This window comes from Paraburkholderia sp. XV (genome assembly GCF_020177535.1).
GTDB lineage: Bacteria > Pseudomonadota > Gammaproteobacteria > Burkholderiales > Burkholderiaceae > Paraburkholderia > Paraburkholderia caribensis.
This window is the reverse complement of record NZ_JAGUUD010000027.1, coordinates 58,156-73,987: the sequence shown is the minus strand read 5'-3', so window position 1 is coordinate 73,987 and position 15,832 is coordinate 58,156. Positions and strand designations below refer to the sequence as shown.

Here is a 15,832-nt window from a genome sequence, read left to right as displayed (position 1 = left end):
ATGCCGTCAATATCTGCCCGATACCGATGTTCCGGTATTCCGGCCTCGGTTTTTTCAATGCATCTGCCACAGTAGACCCCTTTCGGTTCTTCAAGACGAAACAACGACGGCATAGCCGCACGCCACCCCAGGCGCGATGCGTCCTGCCTTTCTCCTCTTGACGATTGTTGGGGACGTTATCCGGGGAGACGTTCGGGGCGGCGGACCGCGCGATAGCGATATTTTGTCGCGGGACTGTTATACTGTCCAATATCTATCGCGTCTTTCTGAAATAGTTTTTTCATATATCGGATGGAACTGCGTCATATCCGCTACTTCCTTGCCGTTGCCGAAGAGCGCAACGTCACGCGCGCGGCCGAAAGGCTGGGCATCGGTCAGCCGCCCCTCAGCCAGCAAATCCACGCGCTCGAAGACGAAATGGGCGTGCGCCTGTTTCGCCGCACGGGGCATGGGGTCGTGCTGACGGAAGCGGGCGAAGCCTTCGCCACCGACGCCAAACGCATCCTGCACGACACGCGCATCGCCGTCGAAAAGGCGCAGAGCGCCGGGCGCGGCGAGATCGGGCAACTGAACATCGGCTTTACGGGCTCGGCGGCTTTCAATCCTGTCGTGTCGAAGCTGATCCGCGCGTACCGGCAGGCTTATCCGAACGTCACGTTGACGCTGGCGGAGGGCAATACGGCGCAACTGCTCGCCTATCTCGACGAACGCCGTGTGGATGTCGCGTTCGTGCGGCTCGGCAGCCAGTCGCCCGCTGGCGTGCAGTTCCATCACATCGCAACCGAGCCAATGAAGATCGTGCTGCCCGCCACGCATCGTCTTGCGAAGAAGCGCAAGATCGCGCTATCGGATCTGGCCGAAGACCCGTTCGTGATGCTGCCGCGAGAGGCTAGCCCGACGTTGCATGATGTGATCGTCGGGGCCTGCCGGGAAGCAGGCTTTGAGCCGATTGCCGGACAGCAGGCGCCGCAGTTGTCGTCAGTAGTGAATCTCGTGGCGGCGGAGTTTGGTGTGTCGCTGGTGCCGGCTTCTGTTTGTCAGATACAGGTTGAAGGCGTCGTGTATATCGATGCGCTCGGTAAGCCTATTTCTATCCGGCTGGTGCTGGCGTCGCGGATTGAATCGACGCCGGCAAAGACAGCGAATTTTCTCGCGCAGGCTTCGGTGTTTGCGGCGGAGATGTTGTAGTGGAGGTTGGGGGTGGGGTTCGGCCATGCGCAAGGCCAGCGACTGCAAGTACGTTTCGATTTGCTTGATGAGCTTGGCGCATTTGAACGGCGCTTTTGCCTCGGCAACACGTTCAATATATTCGTGGCACTCAAGGTAATCCGCCAAGAGATTCGGCATTCAAAACACCCCGAACCGCGCAAACCTGTATATCTTCAATTCGTCAGCGGGGCTGCAGGCAGGTGCGATGGTCCGCTCGGCGAGCAAAGGCATTAACGGCAAATGGCTGGACGTGAGGCGCTCAACCCAGAACAACTGGAGTGCGGATCCGCCCCGGGAAAATAGAAGCGGGGAGGCAGTGTGATTACCGGGCTACTCGCCGGAATGATGGGTTATCGCAGAGCATGCCGGCATACGCGGAGTCATCGGGAACATAAGCACTATCCGTTCTCGATGAACGGACGACAACGACACCCTTGTTGATGGCCTTTAGACCGACGGAGATCGCTTCGCCGCTCACTAGCGCAATTAGCCCCCGGCCCGCTTCGCAGTGTGCCCGTCCTTTCTGAGCGCTTCGATGATTCGCTCGCAATGGTCGCCCTGTACTTCAATCACGCCGTCCTTGACCGTTCCACCAGAACCGCATGCCGTGCGCAACTGCTTGCCTAGCAACGCCAGAGCAAGAGGATCGAGCGCCAGCCCTTTGACGATCGTCACGCTTTTTCCGCCCCGACTCTTGGTCACGAGAGTCACCCGTACTACACCATCGCCCACCGGTTGTGCCCTGGCAACCGCCTTGCAGACACATTCCGCAAGTACCTGCCTACATTCAGGACACATCCGCCCACCATCGGTGGAATAGACAAGGCCACCTTTTGAACTACTCTTCATGATCGGCTTACTCAGAGACTAATCGGAACGAGTTTAGCAGGGCGTATCCCGCTGGGCTTGCCAAACAATCCGGCCAGAGCGTGTGACTTCGAACCGATGGCTGGGGCCATCCGTGTCGACGAAAAGCAGGTGAACGGAAAGATCACCGCAAAAAACGGCGCACCGCGATGTGCACCCCAACCACGCAAGCCAACCCGATGAGACCGCCCGCGAGTACATGCGCCGCGTGCAACAGCGGCCAGCCCTTGATTTCGGTGGCGAGGCGAAGCTACAGGGGTGCGTCGGCAGGCATGCGTGAAGTCCCCTTCCGATGTCCTCAGGCGGACTCGCGCTGTAAACCGGCAGCCACTCAGTCGGCGCACGGGATGCCCGATGAACTTACAACGCGATATTACGCGCCTGCCAGAGTCGATTGGCGAGCATGGCCGCTCCCCGATGCAACTGCAGACCACCACGGTCGTATCGTAGAGATCGCGACGCCGTAGCCTTCCGCCAGAATCATCAGCAGGCAGATGGAGACGCCCCGGATCGTCACGCGTAACGGAATGTCCGTTGCAGAATCCCGCTGTCCATTGAATACGTTCGACGCCATGTCTACGCCGACGTCACCCGTGCCCGGTGATCCCCTATTCATGCCCACGCTCTCCCCTATGCGTTGTTGAAAAACCCCGCTCCAGGCCGCCAGCGATCAGCGCTCCCGTTCGACTTCAGCCGGACTGCGATGGCTTACCAGCCCTAACCTGCCCCGCGTCTCCGCGCTCTCCTGCCCCTCGCGCAGTAGATGACGCGCAATCTCGGCGACGCGTTCGACGTGTGCGGTCGCGGCATCGCGTGCCTCAACGGGCGCACGTGCGCGAATCGCCGCGAGAATCCGGCGCATTTCCTGAACGGCCTGGCGGCCGCGATCATCGGATGCGATCGTCAATGCACGCAGCCGGTTGATACGCGCCGTCAACGACTGCACGATGTCCCACGCCACGCTCTTCTTGCCGCCCGTGAACATGCATTCGTAGAATGCCGACGTGAAGGCGCGCACGGCCTGATGATCCTGCGCATCGAACGCGGCCTGGATCTTTTCGATGCAGCCGGCCAGCTCCGCATGCGTGTTTTCGTCGGCGTGCTGCGCGCAGGCCATTGCGGCTTCGCCCTCTAGTAAAGCGCGTATTTCGTAGATCTCGGCAGCCGTATCGAGATCGAGTATCGCGACGATCGGCCCCTGGTTCGGAATCGAATCGACCAGCCCTTCCGTCTCCAGATGCCGCAACACTTCGCGCACGACCGTCCGGCTCACGCCCAGTTCTTCACACAGCGAACGCTCGACGAGCCGCTCGCCCGGACGAAAATGCGCATCGACGATCGCCGCACGCATTTTCTCCAGCGTGAGTTCGCGCAGCGTCGTCGTGCGGCGTTCGACCTTCAGCGACGGCAGTGCATCACTCATGGCAATCGTCACGCTTGAGCAAAGAGCCGCACGTCGCGCGTATCCCAATCGACGAGCGCGTTCGTGCCGATCGACAGCCCGCTGTCATGGCGCTGTCCCGCGGGCATGCGGATCGAGATCTCCTGTTGCCATGGTGTTGCCACCGCGTAATGCATCGCATCGCCGAGATACGTAATGTCGCGCACTGTGACCGGCAAGCCTGCTGTGCCATTCGCATCGCGCATCGCTTGGATGCGCATCTGCTCCGGGCGAATCATCAGCGTGCCGTCGTCGCCTGCCGTGAGCGCCGGGTTGAAACTGCCGGACGTAACCTGATGACCATTCGGGAACACACCGTTCATGCGTCCATCGGTGTGCGACGTTACGCGCACAGGCAGGAAATTCGAATTGCCGATAAAGCTCGCAACAAAGCGCGATGCAGGGTTCGCATATAGTTCTTCGCCCGTGCCGACCTGTTCGATGCGCCCCTTGTTGAACACCGCAATACGGTCCGACAGACGCAGCGCTTCTTCCTGATCATGCGTCACATAGAGAATGGTGACGCCCGTTTCCTGATGGATGCGCCGCAGTTCAAGCTGGATTTCTTCGCGCAGCTTCTTGTCGAGTGCGGACAGCGGCTCGTCCATCAGCAGCACAGGCGGATCATAGGCGAGCGCACGCGCAATCGCGACGCGCTGCTGCTGCCCGCCAGACAATTGCGCGGGCATACGGTCGCGGCATTCGGACAGATGCACGAGCTTGAGCATCTGCTCCACTTTCGCTCTCACTTCGGCTTCGGGACGGCGGCGCACGCGCAACGGAAACGCGACGTTCTCGCCCACCGTCAGATGCGGAAACAACGTGTAGCGCTGAAACACCATGCCGATGTTCCGCTTGTTCGGCGCAACGGAAAGCAAAGGCTTGCCGTCGAGCAGCACGCGCCCTTCGCTCGGCTCCTGAAAGCCCGCGACGATGTACAGCGTCGTGCTCTTGCCCGAACCGGACGGCCCGAGGAACGTCATGAATTCGCCCTTGCGCACATCGAGAGAAACGTGATCGATGGCGACGACGTCGTCGTATGTTTTGCGCAGGCGCTGGATTTGCAGGAATGCAGTCATGTCGTTCACCTTGGTTATCGCGCGCGGCGCAACACGGCGCCCGCCAGCATCAACACAGCCGTCAGGCCGACCAGTAACGAAGACGCCGCCGCGACGACGGGCGTCAGGTCTTGCCGCAGCGTCGCCCAGATACGCACGGGCAACGTTTGCAGCGTTGGGCTCGCCATGAAGATCGACACCACCACTTCGTCCCACGATGCGAGGAACGAGAAGATCGCGGCCGCGAAGATGCCGAGCCGGATCGCAGGCAACGTGACGCGCAGCTTCACTTCGAGCGGCGACGCACCGCAGATCAGCGCGGCATCTTCTAGCGATGTGTCGAAGCTCGCTAGCGAGTTGCTGATCGAGATAATCGAGAACGGCAACGCAATGATCAGATGGCCGATCACGAAGCCCGTCATCGTGCCGTTCAGGCCGATGCGCAGGAAGAACGCATACAGCGCGACAGCGAGCACGACGACGGGCAGCACCATCGGCGTCAGGAAGAAAGCCTGCACGGCATTGCGTCCGCGAAACTTGCCGCGCACCAGCGCCAGCGACGCGAGAAAGCCGATCAGCACGGACAACACGGTTACTATCACCGCGAGCTTCGCGCTGGTGAGCAGCGAGTCGATCCAGCCAGCGTCGGTGAACAACTGGCGATACCACTCCAGCGTCCAGCCCGGCGGCGGAAAGATCAGCCACTGAGAATCGCCGAATGACAGCGCGACGATAAAGACGATCGGCAGCAGAAGGAACAGTGCAACGCCAACGCCAACAGAGACCAAGGCCCAGCGCAGCGCGCCCAGACGGTCGAAATCGAGCAGCATGTCAGCGGCCTCCCACACTTGCACGTGCACCGCCCGTGAAGCGCAGTTGCAACGCATACAGCGAAAGCGTGACAGCCAGCAGCACGAACGCAGCCGCACCAGCGAGGCCCCAGTTCAGCAATTGCTGCACGAGCTGCGCGATGAGTTCGGCGAGCATCATGTACGAAGCGCCGCCAAGCAATGCAGGCGTGACGAAGTAACCGAGCGCCATCACGAACACCATCAGCGCGCCCGATGCGACACCCGGCATCGCCAGCGGTACCAGCACGCGCCAGAAAGCCTGCCAGCGGCTAGCGCCACAGATCGCCGCGGCCCGCAGTGTCGACGGATCGATGCTGCGCAAGGTTGCGTGCAACGGCATCACGAGAAACGGCAGCATGATGTACGTCATGCCGATCGTCACGCCGATCAGGTTGTTCACCAGCGTCAGCGGCTCGCTGATGATGCCTAGCGCCATCAGCATGCGGTTGATCGGCCCTGTCTGCTGCAGCAGCACCATCCACGCGAAGGTGCGCGCCAGCAGGTTGGTCCACATCGACAGCAGCATGATTGCGAACAGCAGCGAACTCAGCTTGCGCGGTGCAATGGCGAGCAGCCATGCAGTCGGAAAGCCGATCGCGAGCGTCGCCAGCGTCACCACGGTCGCCACCAGAAAGGTGTTGCCGAACACGCGCAGATAGGTTGTCGAGCCTACCAGTTGCGCGTAGTTCTGCATTCCCAGCGACGGTTCGAGCACACTGCGCAACAGCAGCGACAGCACGGGTAGCAGAAAGAAGATCACCAGCAGCAGCAGCGCGGGCAGCAGCAGGCGCACGCTGCGCCAGTCGCGCCGCGGGCGCGCGGCCGTCGCGGGCGCATGCGCGACGGTACTCAGAACATTAGGCATGGTGTCTCCCATCCACTTCGATCACTGTGGGACACGTTGCGAGACCTGAGTCTCGCCCCGATCTTCACTTCGATTGCCATGCGTACCAGCGCTTGGCGATCGCATCGCGATTCTCGGCCCAGTACTTCATGTCGAGATTGATCTGCGAGGTCTTGTACTGATCGGGTAGCGTCTTCGCGACGGCGGGCGACATCAGCGAGGCCGACTTCACGTTGATGGGCGCGTAGCCGGTGTCCGTCGCGAACTTGGCCTGCGCCTGCGGGCTGGTCGCGGCGGCCAGGTACTTCATCGCTTCTGCCTTGTGCTTTGCGCCCTTCGGAATCACCAGCATGTCGGCGGCCGTCAGGTTCTGGTTCCACGAAATACCGACGGGCACGCCCGTCTGTTCGAGCGCATGCAGGCGGCCGTTCCAGAACATGCCGATGGGCGCTTCACCCGACGCGAGCAGTTGCTGCGATTGCGCGCCGCCGCTCCACCAGACGATATCGCCCTTGATCGTGTCGAGCTTCTTGAAGGCGCGGTCGAGATCGAGCGGATAGAGCTTGTTGGGCGGCACGCCGTCGGCGAGCAGCGCGATTTCCAGCACGCCGGGCGCCGACCACTTGTAGAACGTGCGCTTGCCGGGGAATTTCTTCGTGTCGAACAGATCGGCCCACGTCTGCGGCTGCGCGCTCGCGAACTTCGCCTTGTTGTAGCCGAGCACGAACGAGTAATAGAAGCTGCCCACGGCATCGGGCGTCGAGAAGCGCGGATCGAGTTCGTCTTTCTTCACGACGGAATAATCGATTGGCTCGATCAGCCCGGCCTTTTGCGCTGCATACGCAAAATCGCCTTCGACGTCGACGACATCCCAGTTCACATTGCCGCTGTCGACCATCGCCTTGAGCTTGCCATAATCGGTCGGACCGTCCATCAGCACGTTGATGCCCGTTTCCTGCGTGAAGGGCTGCGCCCAGTTCTTCTGCTGCGATGACTGAGTGGTGCCGCCCCAGCTCGTAAACACGATGGGATCTGCGGCGAGGGCGGGCGCCGCCGCGAGCGTTGCCGCGCAGAATGCGATCAGCGGCGCGATAAACGAGGTGCTTCTGCTGCTCATGTCAATCTCCAGGAAACGGGTGGGTATCGAGGCAACGTGTACGGCGGCCAGTCGAACGCTCTCTCAGGCAAGCGGCGAAAAACGTGCTGGCTTCATGATCTTGTTTTCCATCTCTTCCATCAGCGCCTGAATCTTTGGCGCAAAGGCCTGCCATGTCGCGTCTTGCGCGAGCGCCGCGCGGCGTCGTTCGCGTTCGTCGAGACTCGGGTAAGCCCAGATATGCACGATCTGGTTCTGCGGGCCGATCTCCGAAAAGAAGTAGCCGACCAGTTGACCCAGATACCGCTTCTGCAACTCGATGCCCTCTTCCTCGACGAGCTTCAGATAGGCGGGCACAGCGCCCGTCTTGATGCGGTATGTGCGGATTTCGTAGTACATGTGGCGTCCTCGACAGTTGGGCTTTAGCGCATCACGAACGGGTCGGCGATCGGTTCGTCCGACGTGCGGATCCAGACCGATTTCGTGCGCGTGTACTCGAGCACGGCTTCGAGTCCGCCTTCACGGCCGAGGCCGCTCAAGCCATAGCCTCCGAACGGTACGATGGGCGACACCGCGCGATACGTGTTGACCCACACGATGCCCGCGCGCAGCGCACGCGTGAGACGATGCGCACGCGTGAGATCACGCGTGAACACGCCGGATGCGAGGCCGTAGCGCGTGTCGTTGGCGAGCGCGATGGCATCGGCTTCCGTATCGAACGTGACGACGCTCAGCACCGGGCCGAACAGCTCTTCCATCACGCTCGGCACCTGCGGGTGCGGACAATCGACGATGGTCGGCAGAAAGTAATTGCCGTTGCCGATACCGTCCGGCTGCTTGCCGCCCGTCACCACGCGGCCGCCCGCTTCGATGCTCGCGCGCAGCACGTGTTCGATATGCTCGAGTTGACGGCGCGTTGCGAGCGGACCCATTTCGGTCGCCATGTCCTGCGGATTGCCGATGCGGATCGCCTGCGCCTTTGCGATCAGACGTTCGAGCAGCGCATCGTGAATAGCGCGCTGCACGATGAGCCGCGAGCCCGCGACACAGCTTTGTCCCGTTGCCGCAAAGATGCCCGCGACGACGGCGTTGCACGCGCTGTCGAGATCGGCGTCGTCGAATACCAGCACGGGTGACTTGCCGCCCAGTTCCAGCGACATTGCCGCAAGGTTCTCCGCCGAATTGCGCACCACATGGCGCGCGGTTTCCGGTCCGCCCGTGAACGCGATGCGCGACACGAGCGGATGGCTCGTCAGCGTGCGGCCGCAGTCGTTACCGAAGCCCGTCACGATGTTGACGACGCCCTTCGGAAAGCCCGCTTCATGCACGAGGCGCGCAAATTCGAGCAACGGCGCGGGACCTTCTTCAGATGCCTTGAGGACGATCGTGCAGCCCGCCGCGAGCGCCGGTCCAACCTTCACGGCCGACAGAAACAGCTGCGAATTCCACGGCACGATGCCCGCGACCACGCCGACGGGTTCACGGCGCAGCGTCACTTCCATGTCCGGTTTGTCGACGGGCAGCCACGCGCCCTGGATCTTGTCGGCAACGCCCGCGTAATAGCGGTAGTACTCCGCGACATAACCGATCTGGCTGCGCGTCTCGCGGATGATCTTGCCCGTGTCCTGCGTTTCGAGTTCGGCCAGGCGCGGCGCGTGCTGCGCGACGAGATCGGCGAGCCTGTACAGCAGTTTGCCGCGCGCGCTCGCTGTCAGGTTCGCCCACGACGGATCGGTCAATGCGCGGTGCGCGGCCTGCACGGCGCGATCCACGTCGCCGGCGCTGGCGGCGGGCATGCGCGCCCACACTTCGCCCGTCGATGGATCGACGCTGTCGAACTGTTCGCGCGCGCCTTCGAATGCGCCGTCGATGTATTGCTGGAACCGCTGGACCATGTCAGCCACTCCGTGTTCGGTTAGTGCATCACTTCAGTTGGGTCAGCAGATGCAAAAGCGGGCATCACGTCGGAGATGAACAGTTCCAGCGACTTGCGCTTGCGCTCGAAACTCATGTGGCTGTCGAGCCAGAAGCTGTACTGGTCGTAGCCGAGTTCTTCGTAACCCTTGAGCCGCGCGATCACCTGCTTCGGCTCGCCGATCACGAGGTTCTTGCGGATCGCGTCGGACGCGTATTGCGGGAACATCGCGACGTCGGCATCCGTGAGCGGTTCGATGAAACCCTGCTCGACGGGCCGTTCGTTCTTGAACCACTTGCTGAAGTAGCGATAGAAGCTCGCAAGGTCTTCGGCAGCGGCATCGACTTCGGCTGCATTCGCGCCGACGAACGTATGCATCAGCATCATCACCTGCGGACGCGGCACCTCGGGGTGCGCGGCGCATGCGGCATTGAAGCGATCCATCAGGCTCACGACTTCGGCATCGCCCGACGCCAGCGACGTCACCTGCACGTTGCAGCCGTTGGCCACTGCGAACGCATGCGAATTCGGATCGCGCGCGGCGAGCCACATTGGCGGATGCGGTTGCTGCACGGGACGCGGCACGGGCGTCGTTGAAGGCCACGACCAGAATTCACCCTGATGCACGTAGTCGCCTTCGAAGAGCTTGCGCAACGCGGGCACCAGTTCACGCATGCGTGCGCCCGCGCCCATGGCGTCGAGGCCGGGCAACAGACGCTCGTATTCGAACGAATAGGCACCGCGTGCAATACCGAGGTCGAGCCGCCCATTGCTGGCGACGTCGACCATGCCCGCTTCGCCTGCGAGCGCGATCGGATGCCAGAACGGCGCGATCACGGTGCCCGTGCCGAGCCGGATGCGCTCCGTCCTGGCGGCGAGATACGACAGGTTGACGAACGGATTCGGCGCGATGGTGAATTCCATCGCGTGATGCTCGCCGATCCACGCGGTCTCGAATCCGCCGCGCTCGGCAATCTGCACCAGCTCCGTCATCTGGTCGAACAGTTCGCGATGCGACGTCGTGTTGTCGTACCGCTCCATGTGCAGGAACAACGAAAACTTCATGATGTGTCTTCTCCGATGGCAACTGCGGGTTGTGCGTCGCGCGCGGCGCGGCGAACGGAGGCTTCAGTGCGCGAGTGCGAGTGTCTGCACCGTGCCCGCTTCCGTATCGCCGACATAGATGCCGAATGCGTCCTCACTGCGTTCGCGCACGTAGCGTTCGAGCATCGAGCGCACCGCGTCGTCGCGCAGTTCGCCCCACGGAATCGCCCCGAGCGGCACGATGCGGATCGTGCTGTCGATCCATGCCGCGCCGCTGTCGATCACCCGGCCGCGGTAGTAGATCTGCACGCTCGACGCAGGCCCGTTACCCGATTCGAACACGGCAAAAATAAAGTCGAGATGCACATTGAGGCCGAGCTTCGCGAGCACGCCGTGCAGGCTGGTTGCGTCGCTTGCGGGTTCGAGCTTGTGGCCCGTCGGCAATTGCAGGCCTTTGGGCGTATCGAGCAGCACGAGACCGTCGCGATGTTCGAGAATCGCGCCGACCTGGGCGCGAGCGCCCGCTGCAGCAAGCGCGTCCTGCGACAGGCTGAAGTTCACATACGCGCCCCGGCAATAACCGAGCGGCGACGAACTGGTATGAACAAAATCGACCACGCGTCCGATCAGGATGACGTGATCGCCGGCATCGACCACTTCATGGGTCGTGCAATCGAAGCTCGCGGCGGCGCCGTCCATCACGGGCGCACCCGTCGTGCGCGCACACCATGCGACTTGTGCGAACTTGTCGGCGGCTTTCGACGCGAACACGCCCGACACGTTCTTCTGGTCTTCGGCGAGCACACTGACCGCAAAGTGTTTCGTCTGCGAAAACACTTCGTAGCTCGAAGCCGTCTTCGCGATGCACACCAGCACGAGGGGCGGATCGAGCGACACCGACGTGAACGAGTTTGCCGTGAAGCCGCGCGGCGAGCCGTCAGGCTGGATTGTCGTAACGACCGTCACGCCCGTCACGAATGCGCCGAGTGCGCGGCGGAATTCCGCGCTATCGAAAGGCTGCTGATTACTGGGTTCAGCCATGATGTTCTCCAGAGATCGATCCGTTGACGGCGTATTGGGCCGCAGCCCTCGGACTCGAAGCCGATACTTCGGCGAGGAACGCGAGGAGGCTTGCGTTGACGCGCGCGGGGTCGGTGACATTCATCATGTGACGCTCGTTCGCGATGATTTCGGCGCGTCCGTGCGGCGTGGCCGCGGCCATCGCGCGCGACATCGCCGGGCTCGAGTTCGGATCGCATTCGCCCGTCAGGAACAGCGCGGGCACGGGCAGACTCGCGAGCCGGCCGACATGCGCATCGTCCGACGACGCGAACAGCCGGTAGGTGCGCGCATAGCCAACGGGATCGACCGACAGCAACAGCCCGCGCACGGCCCGCGCGGCCTGCGTCAGATGCGCGGGAACTGGATCGCCGAACCAGCGCGACAAGGTTGCATCGATGCCTGCTTCGGCGGGCTTTTCCGCCGACGCTTCGCCGAGGGTCGCGGCACGGTTCATCACGGCTGCGCGCTGCGCGGGCGTGCGGTCGTACACCGCGTTGAGCGCTGTCACACTCAGCGTGCGCTCGGGATGCGCTAGCGCGAATTCGAGTGCGACCAGCGCGCCCATCGAATGCCCGACCACGTGCGCGCGCCCGATTTGAAGCGTATCGAGCAGCGCATCGAGCTGCGCTGCGTATTCGTCGAGCGTCGGCATGGCCGTCGGCAACGCGCTGTTGCCGTGGCCGAGCATGTCGTACACCACGACCTGGTAGGCCGAGGTCAGCGCGTCGATCTGCGGCGCCCATACACTCTGGTTCATGCCCACGCCGTGAATCAGCACGACCGTCTCGCGTGCATCGGCGCACTGCGGCGCGTGCACGCTATAGCTCGTGCCGGCCACCTCGCCGCGCGACACCGCGCGCACGTGAGCAAGCTCAGGCTTCATTGGACTCGAGCTCCTTCAGGTCCTGATAGCGGTCGCCGATCCGGTGATGCGGACGGCCGCCAATCGATGCGCCAAGTGCGATGACGAGTTCATCGGGCGCGGGTGCATCGACGATCGAGAACTGCACGGTCAGGTAGTGCGAGCGCATGCCTTCGTCGTGCTTATGCATCAGCGGAATCGAGATAGGGCAGTTCGGGCCGCCGCGCAGGTTCGTGAAGCTCAGATAGCTCTTCGCGCCGACCGCCTTGCGATAGTGGTTGCCGAAGCGCAGCGTGTGGATCAGCGCCGACGCGTGCTCGATCTCGCCCGACGTGCCGACGATGGCGGCCTTGCCGTAGCCTTCGATTGCATCGCCTGAGCCCGCGACTCGCAGCATTTCTGCTGTCAGCATCTCGCCTAGCTGCGGGGCGAGGCCGTGGATTTCAGGCTTCAGATCCTCGACGAAGCCGCGGCCCGCCCACGGATTGCGGAGCACGGCTGCCGCGCCGAACAGCTTCAGCGGACGTTGGGCTTCCTTGCCGCCTTCAATAAAGGTCTCTTCGACGTAGGTGACCAGCTTGCGGACTTCCAGCTTCATATCGTTCTCCTGACGGGGGCTCTTGGCCGTGGATGTCGTTCGTTGAGATTATGGTATGCCATCTTACGGTCCGCACCAAGCGCGTCAATATTATGGAATACCATGATATGGGTTATGCCAATGCTGGCATGTTTTTGGATGGGGGTGCGGTGGAGAAACCGTAAGGGTGGTTCGGGGTTTTTGCGGGCATCATTGTTGCGAAAAGCGAGCCGCGCGCGAACGATGCCGAACGGGTCAAGGTGGTCCCCGACGCCGGCGGAGTACCTGACGGGCACCTGCGGCCCGTTCGTTAGGGCCGAGCGGTCGACCGGCGCGCGCATCGTCGCGGATATTCAAAAGCCGTTCGCGTCGTGGCTGGACCGTCCGCTGAGCGGGATCACGACCAAAGAGATATCGGGCTGGAAAACGGCCGAATTGTCGCGCGTGCTGCGCCCCGCCGCGAATGGCCTGCCGGAAAAACGCGTCAGGCCCGCAACTTTCCGAACGCGCTCGGCGGCACGTAGCGGGAAATCAAGGCATTCGATCACGTTTCGTCGCGTGGCCAAAATCCGCAACTTTCGCTGGCACGATCTTAGACATACGTTCGCGACGTGGGCGGTTACAGGCGGCGCACCACTTGACCTCGTCAGCCGAAGCGTCACGCCCCAGCCGTACGGGACCGGCCTGCAAAGTGTGACAGAGGAGTACGCGTGCGCCTATCGGAAATCTTCGAAACTTGGCGTCTTTTCTGGCGGCCGGCTCGTGCCTTTGACATGGACGAGAGTGCGGGCCAAACAACAATCAACAGCCGCTGCGATGCTGGGAGGCGACCAGCCGGGGCGGCGGATCGCATTTACACACGCAGAGGTCATCGCTCAACGCACTGTGTTTTCCGCTCACGCCAGTTTCGTGTGGCCGCTCTCCAATGCAAACGATACGTCCATTTGTCCCGCAGGCGAAGCACTTGACCACGTCCCCCTCGTATGCCAACTCCTTTCCGTCCAACGTATCCCCACGGTGAGGCGTAAAGACGACGCCACCCGTCGTCGTATGGTCACCGCTCCTTATGTCGTAACGCATCGCTACTTCTCCTTGCTGGACGTGTTTCCTTCCTGGTCACTGTGTCTGAATAGCCGTTCACCGTGCGTCCCGCCGCACCCGGCAACAAGCCGCCCGTGACTAATCGTTCCTCGCAGATTCTTGAAGCTACAGTCGAGAATGGTGGCCGCGAGGTCAGTCGAATAGCAGAGTGTTCCGTCGTTCAGGAAGCGCACTACATGCGATACGGTATTAAGGAACCTGTTGATGCTGTAGTCTGCAATATAGTGTGCGTCAGAGATTGATACGGACCGGCCGCTCCTTAGTGTGCCGGACAGCGTCCCGTCGAGCGAGATTTCGTACTCGCTCCCATCCGCTGTTCTCGAAGATAGACGGGTGGGCCGTTCTTTGAAATGGTTTCGATAGTCCCGTGATTATTGCGTGACTGACGGCGCGACCTGAACATGCGTACTCCCTATGGGCGTGACCTGGTTATATGAAATAGCATCTGTTTTGACTTTGGGAGACGGCACGTTCGCCTTGATCGGTTGGTCGCCAGATGGCGCAATGATCTCGCGCGCTGTCAGATACAACCCCTTTCCGATAAAAGACTCAAAGCCGGCCCGAGAGTCGTGAACATATTGATCGAAGAAACGAATCAGGCTGTCGGATAGCATCGGTGGATTGAGCCAAGCATCATAGTAAGCTTGCTCCTCGGGGGAAAGTTTAGGTGGTACGCCACCATTTTTTTCCCGGTCTTGCCACTCGCGCGGATTCGTCTTCTCAACTTCCATCCAATAACGCCGCCAGTTGAGTGAGTCCAGTTGTGCAGCGATAGTAGTGTGAGAAGACCTGATCCTCTCAAGGTCCTTTTCACTCTGTAAATTTGCTCCACATACGTCTTTGTACACGTCGCATGGGTTCGTCTGATAGCGGGCTTTGAGCCATCCATAATAGAGACGCATGTGTGCGGCCATCGTGGCGTCCAAAGTGCTCCCGATATCTGCCGCGGCCTCGAACTCGTCAAAGGATGCTTTCAGGTCTGGGGCATACTCAAAGAGGTCGGAGGTTTTCTTGTCCAGGAGCGCGGGGGGTGTGAAGGGAACACCGGCTATCGCGGCTTCGAGGCGCATTCTGTTAAGAGGGATGCGTGCAAGCGCGTCACTGCGTGCCTGCTCCCCCGGTTTGTATCCACCGCCCACGTCAGAATGCACACCAGGATAGACGAACTCGCGATGTGTATCGGTTATCTGTCCCAGTCGCGTAAGCGGGAATGCTGAGCGGACTTCGTGTCCGGCCACTAAATGCAAACACTGTTCGACGTCCTCTGGCACATGCATCAACATATCGGTTAAGTCATGCGCTGGCAGGCCGACTGATTCGACGGTGTCGAAAATGCCTAGAAAACGGATACGCAGCGGAGCGCTCTTGCCATCGATAGCGGTAGTACACGGCCAGTGCGGCACACCGTTCTTACGCTCGCACCTCTGGAGCAATCGATTGACAAAAGCTCGCGCCAGCGTCGCACCGCGTGAAAATCCGAAAACAGCTATGTCCACTCGGGAGACGCGATGATTCTGCGACAAGACCACATCCAGGTCGCGCAAGCCATTCTTGATTCGAATATCGCCGCCCAGTCCAGTACCGCCTCCCAGCGCTTCGCTGTCGCGTATCCGATCAATCCACGTGGGATTACTAGCCTCAAGAGGTGTTCCAACTCCCGCATAGTAAAGTCGTTGAATGACGGGGAAGTCATCCATATGGCCTTGCCATAAGCGGGCTACGTTAGATTGTTTTTCCAACGGAATGTCAATATTTCTATTATTTCCAGTTCCGTCAAAGAAAAAGCTGATCCATGGCATTTGCTCACAAGTGGTACACGTACCAAACTCCTCGGCATAGAGTTCTGTTGCCGTTTTGATTTTCTGTTCAAAAGCCTCATGACTATCTGTTATCCAGTCCTGCATT

At 61.2% G+C, this 15,832-nt stretch carries 16 protein-coding genes and 1 pseudogene; 1 reads left to right on the top strand and 16 read right to left on the bottom strand.

The window, feature by feature from the left end:
* Positions 1-70 (bottom strand): annotated as a pseudogene (locus KFO72_RS42300) (succinate dehydrogenase, cytochrome b556 subunit); the annotation flags it as partial.
* 221 nt (positions 71-291) lie between these two features.
* Between KFO72_RS42300 and KFO72_RS16065 the strand changes: the two are divergent.
* Positions 292-1,188, top strand: coding sequence for a LysR family transcriptional regulator (locus tag KFO72_RS16065; protein ID WP_054931089.1), 897 nt, complete (start codon positions 292-294; stop codon positions 1,186-1,188).
* A 507-nt stretch (positions 1,189-1,695) separates the two neighbouring features.
* Here the strand turns inward: KFO72_RS16065 and KFO72_RS16060 are convergent.
* The 15 genes from KFO72_RS16060 to KFO72_RS15990 all read right to left on the bottom strand — a co-directional run bounded on the left by KFO72_RS16060 (position 1,696) and on the right by KFO72_RS15990 (position 15,831).
* Positions 1,696-2,058, bottom strand: a complete 363-nt coding sequence (locus KFO72_RS16060) for a translation initiation factor Sui1 (RefSeq protein WP_054931090.1) — start codon at positions 2,056-2,058, stop codon at positions 1,696-1,698.
* A 391-nt stretch (positions 2,059-2,449) separates the two neighbouring features.
* A complete protein-coding gene (locus KFO72_RS16055; protein WP_225032542.1) occupies positions 2,450-2,692 on the bottom strand; it encodes a hypothetical protein in 243 nt (80 codons plus the stop codon).
* Positions 2,693-2,746: 54 nt separating this feature from the next.
* A complete protein-coding gene (locus KFO72_RS16050; RefSeq protein WP_054931144.1) occupies positions 2,747-3,499 on the bottom strand; it encodes a GntR family transcriptional regulator in 753 nt (250 codons plus the stop codon).
* Positions 3,500-3,507: 8 nt separating this feature from the next.
* On the bottom strand, positions 3,508-4,596 hold the full coding sequence (locus tag KFO72_RS16045) for an ABC transporter ATP-binding protein (protein WP_225032541.1): 1,089 nt from the start codon (positions 4,594-4,596) through the stop codon (positions 3,508-3,510).
* Between the two features lie 14 nt (positions 4,597-4,610).
* Positions 4,611-5,405 (bottom strand): ABC transporter permease, encoded by a 795-nt coding sequence (locus KFO72_RS16040; RefSeq protein ID WP_054931145.1) that lies wholly within the window; start codon positions 5,403-5,405, stop codon positions 4,611-4,613.
* 1 nt (position 5,406) lies between these two features.
* Positions 5,407-6,291, bottom strand: coding sequence for an ABC transporter permease (locus tag KFO72_RS16035; protein WP_225032540.1), 885 nt, complete (start codon positions 6,289-6,291; stop codon positions 5,407-5,409).
* A 64-nt stretch (positions 6,292-6,355) separates the two neighbouring features.
* A complete protein-coding gene (locus tag KFO72_RS16030; protein ID WP_054931093.1) occupies positions 6,356-7,387 on the bottom strand; it encodes an ABC transporter substrate-binding protein in 1,032 nt (343 codons plus the stop codon).
* Positions 7,388-7,450: 63 nt separating this feature from the next.
* On the bottom strand, positions 7,451-7,765 hold the full coding sequence (locus KFO72_RS16025) for an NIPSNAP family protein (RefSeq protein ID WP_054931094.1): 315 nt from the start codon (positions 7,763-7,765) through the stop codon (positions 7,451-7,453).
* Between the two features lie 23 nt (positions 7,766-7,788).
* Positions 7,789-9,261, bottom strand: a complete 1,473-nt coding sequence (locus tag KFO72_RS16020) for an aldehyde dehydrogenase (RefSeq protein ID WP_060609013.1) — start codon at positions 9,259-9,261, stop codon at positions 7,789-7,791.
* Between the two features lie 20 nt (positions 9,262-9,281).
* On the bottom strand, positions 9,282-10,346 hold the full coding sequence (locus KFO72_RS16015; RefSeq protein WP_054931096.1) for an LLM class flavin-dependent oxidoreductase: 1,065 nt from the start codon (positions 10,344-10,346) through the stop codon (positions 9,282-9,284).
* A gap of 63 nt (positions 10,347-10,409) precedes the next feature.
* A complete protein-coding gene (locus KFO72_RS16010) occupies positions 10,410-11,366 on the bottom strand; it encodes a flavin reductase family protein (RefSeq protein ID WP_225032539.1) in 957 nt (318 codons plus the stop codon).
* A complete protein-coding gene (locus KFO72_RS16005) occupies positions 11,359-12,270 on the bottom strand; it encodes an alpha/beta fold hydrolase (RefSeq protein ID WP_054931098.1) in 912 nt (303 codons plus the stop codon). Before KFO72_RS16005 ends, KFO72_RS16010 begins: the two co-directional genes overlap by 8 nt.
* The gene (locus tag KFO72_RS16000) at positions 12,260-12,847 is read right to left on the bottom strand and encodes an amino acid synthesis family protein (protein ID WP_054931099.1); all 588 of its coding nucleotides are present in this window, start codon (positions 12,845-12,847) and stop codon (positions 12,260-12,262) included. Before KFO72_RS16000 ends, KFO72_RS16005 begins: the two co-directional genes overlap by 11 nt.
* Before the next feature lie 332 nt (positions 12,848-13,179).
* Positions 13,180-13,374, bottom strand: a complete 195-nt coding sequence (locus tag KFO72_RS15995; protein WP_107202959.1) for a hypothetical protein — start codon at positions 13,372-13,374, stop codon at positions 13,180-13,182.
* Between the two features lie 924 nt (positions 13,375-14,298).
* A complete protein-coding gene (locus KFO72_RS15990) occupies positions 14,299-15,831 on the bottom strand; it encodes a T6SS phospholipase effector Tle1-like catalytic domain-containing protein (RefSeq protein WP_225032538.1) in 1,533 nt (510 codons plus the stop codon).
* Position 15,832 lies beyond the last annotated feature (1 nt).